The sequence below is a fragment of the Methylosinus sp. R-45379 genome (genome assembly GCF_001644125.1).
Taxonomy (GTDB): domain Bacteria; phylum Pseudomonadota; class Alphaproteobacteria; order Rhizobiales; family Beijerinckiaceae; genus Methylosinus.
This window is the reverse complement of record NZ_LUUM01000162.1, coordinates 1-2,225: the sequence shown is the minus strand read 5'-3', so window position 1 is coordinate 2,225 and position 2,225 is coordinate 1. Positions and strand designations below refer to the sequence as shown.

4 protein-coding genes are annotated in these 2,225 nt (G+C 57.4%); all 4 read right to left on the bottom strand.

Annotated elements, in window-relative coordinates:
• The coding region (locus A1351_RS07800; protein WP_198162276.1) for a bifunctional DNA primase/polymerase at window positions 1–680 on the bottom strand (680 nt) is incomplete at its 3' end.
• An 8-nt stretch (window positions 681–688) separates the two neighbouring features.
• The gene (locus tag A1351_RS26155; RefSeq protein WP_371441463.1) at window positions 689–1,231 is read right to left on the bottom strand and encodes a nucleoside 2-deoxyribosyltransferase; all 543 of its coding nucleotides are present in this window, start codon (window positions 1,229–1,231) and stop codon (window positions 689–691) included.
• Window positions 1,232–1,305: 74 nt separating this feature from the next.
• The gene (locus A1351_RS07790; RefSeq protein ID WP_064032696.1) at window positions 1,306–1,518 is read right to left on the bottom strand and encodes a helix-turn-helix domain-containing protein; all 213 of its coding nucleotides are present in this window, start codon (window positions 1,516–1,518) and stop codon (window positions 1,306–1,308) included.
• A gap of 84 nt (window positions 1,519–1,602) precedes the next feature.
• On the bottom strand, window positions 1,603–2,225 hold a 623-nt coding region (locus tag A1351_RS07785), incomplete at its 5' end, for a hypothetical protein (protein ID WP_210178248.1).

Sequence of the window (2,225 nt, the reverse complement as noted above, 5' to 3'; positions counted from 1 at the left end):
TGCTCTTCGGCCGGCTGCTCGCTGGCCTTTGGCGTGCGAAGGATTGCGGCGAGCCATTCCGGGAGCTGCGGAATGGTGTTGGTCGCATAGGCTTCCGCAAGGTCCGGCGATCCGGCGACATGCTCCCATTCGCGCCCATCGGGCAGACATGCGCCCGGCGCTATGACCTGCCCCCCGACGCCGCGCACATCTATGCCGGGCGGGAGAGCGCCGGTCCTGTTGGTGAACGGCGCGCCGTCTGGTTGACGAAAATATACATGCCGGCCGTTCGATGGAGTGGAGACGATCGGACAGGCGTCGGGAATGCCGCCATGGCGTGCGGCAAGCTCCCAGAAAGCCGCGACACCATCCGGCTTGTTTGGCTTCCTGTCGCAATCGATCACGAGAAGATTGCTCTTGCCGGCGTTAATGCCGGGAATAGCGACACGCCCCCCGCCAAACCAATTATTGATGACTCTCGAATCGTGTGACGATCCCTTGCCAATCCTGTCGGCGTCTTTTCCCCAACTGATCGTCGGAGCTTTATTGGAATTGCACGGATGCACATGCAACCAATGATCCGCTAGACGGAGCGCGACAGATAGGTTTCGCTCTGCCAACGTGGTGGGCGGGAGATGTTCGGTCGGATAAAAGACCCGCTCCGGGTCATCGCATTCGTGCGGTGAAGGAATACCGAGCATGGCGCGCCTCAAATCGTGTTTGTGGCGCAGGCCGCGCGCCAGATGTCGAGCGCGCGGTCGAAAGCGTCTTCGATCGACCCGAGGATCGGAATGCAACCCATTCTCGCAAACCAAAGTTCGGACTTTTGTCGGTCGGTGAGGTCTTCGCCGAAATGGATAAAGGTCGGAATGCCGGCGGCGTGCGCGTGTCCGAGTTCGAACAATGTGCCGAAGCAATCGACTTCGTTGATGTGCGCAAAAACGAAGTCGGAGTTTTCGATGCGAGCAATGTTCGCGGCGAACACACGACGCCGCCTGCTATCGCTCATAGACCATCCTTGGCCGTGCATCGTGTCTGCGTGGGAGCAACCATGGCCGCAGCCGATAAAGAACGGTCCACTGGTGACAAAGCTCGGAAACCCGACGACTTCGTAAGGGTTGAGAGGATCGTTGGCGTCCAAGGTGGAATGAGCTATCCGCTCTCGCCAGCCGTGCTGGCTGATTTTTCCGGCGAGATAGACGCGCGGCTTTGGTGTTGGAGATTGATCTTGCTGTCGTGAGCGCCTAAACATTTCTGGCCTGCTTAAAAATCGTAAAATAGAGCCCCGCCGCGTAGTCAGCCCGGCGGGGCTTTCGTTTTGTGGGATTAGGCGGCTGTCTTCAGTGTCGGCAGGGAATCCAGCCATTCTCTGAGATCTACTTCCAAGATTACCGTTCGCCGCCCGACCTTCCTCGCCTTGAGTAGGCCGAGCTTGATCGCCGCATAGATGATTGTGCGACCGACAGAAGCGCGCCGCGCGGCTTCTTCGACGGAAAAGGCCAGCGCGTCTGTGCCCGGCTCACTGTCACGGATGTGCATGTTGGAACTCCATTCGGCGTCGTCGTTCATCGACGTGAACAGAGTGGCTAATTTCCGATAGCGCGTAAACGCAGAAGCTATTGATTATAAAGGAAAAATATAGGATAAAAATTCCTCGTCGATAATTTTCCGCGCTTTGCGCGCGGCCTTTGCCTCCCGAACAGCCTTCTTGATTTCCTCAAGTAGCGTGTCAGGTTTGTCCTGATACCACGCCGGCACATCGCAGAACGTGGATTGCAGCGCGAGCGCGAACCGAACGAACGGCGATAGCATCGCATCGCGATTTCCGTTCAGTGCTGTAGGCAAGCCAGCATCTTCAGCAAGAAACCAGAGGCGCGTCATCATTGCGCGCCATGGGCTCCTTTCGTCGAATTGCGGATGCTCTTTGCTCTTAATCTCACTGGCGACAGCTTGCGCAGCTACTCCAAACGTCAACATGATCTGCACGAGGTCGCGCGAGCGAAACACGATTTCGCCGCCAAAATCGTTCAATTGGTCGTTCAATAGACATTCGATGTAGTGTCTGCCGCGTCGCGCCCTCGCCGCATCCTCTGCCGACTTTGCCGTCTCTTTCGCAACAACCTCTGCGTCCTTTTTCGTCGCCGGCTTCTTTTGCGCTTTGGTTCGGGGGAGACCTGCCGACGAACCGTAGGCGTTCAGGAACAACGTCGATGCGTCGTGCAAGCCCTCCAACCACATAACCATGT

Excerpts from the sequence above, each read along its gene's own strand:
- A1351_RS26155 (WP_371441463.1), bottom strand. The coding sequence starts at position 1,231 with ATGTTTAGGCGCTCACGACAGCAAGATCAATCTCCAACACCAAAGCCG.
- A1351_RS07790 (WP_064032696.1), bottom strand. The coding sequence starts at position 1,518 with ATGCACATCCGTGACAGTGAGCCGGGCACAGACGCGCTGGCCTTTTCC.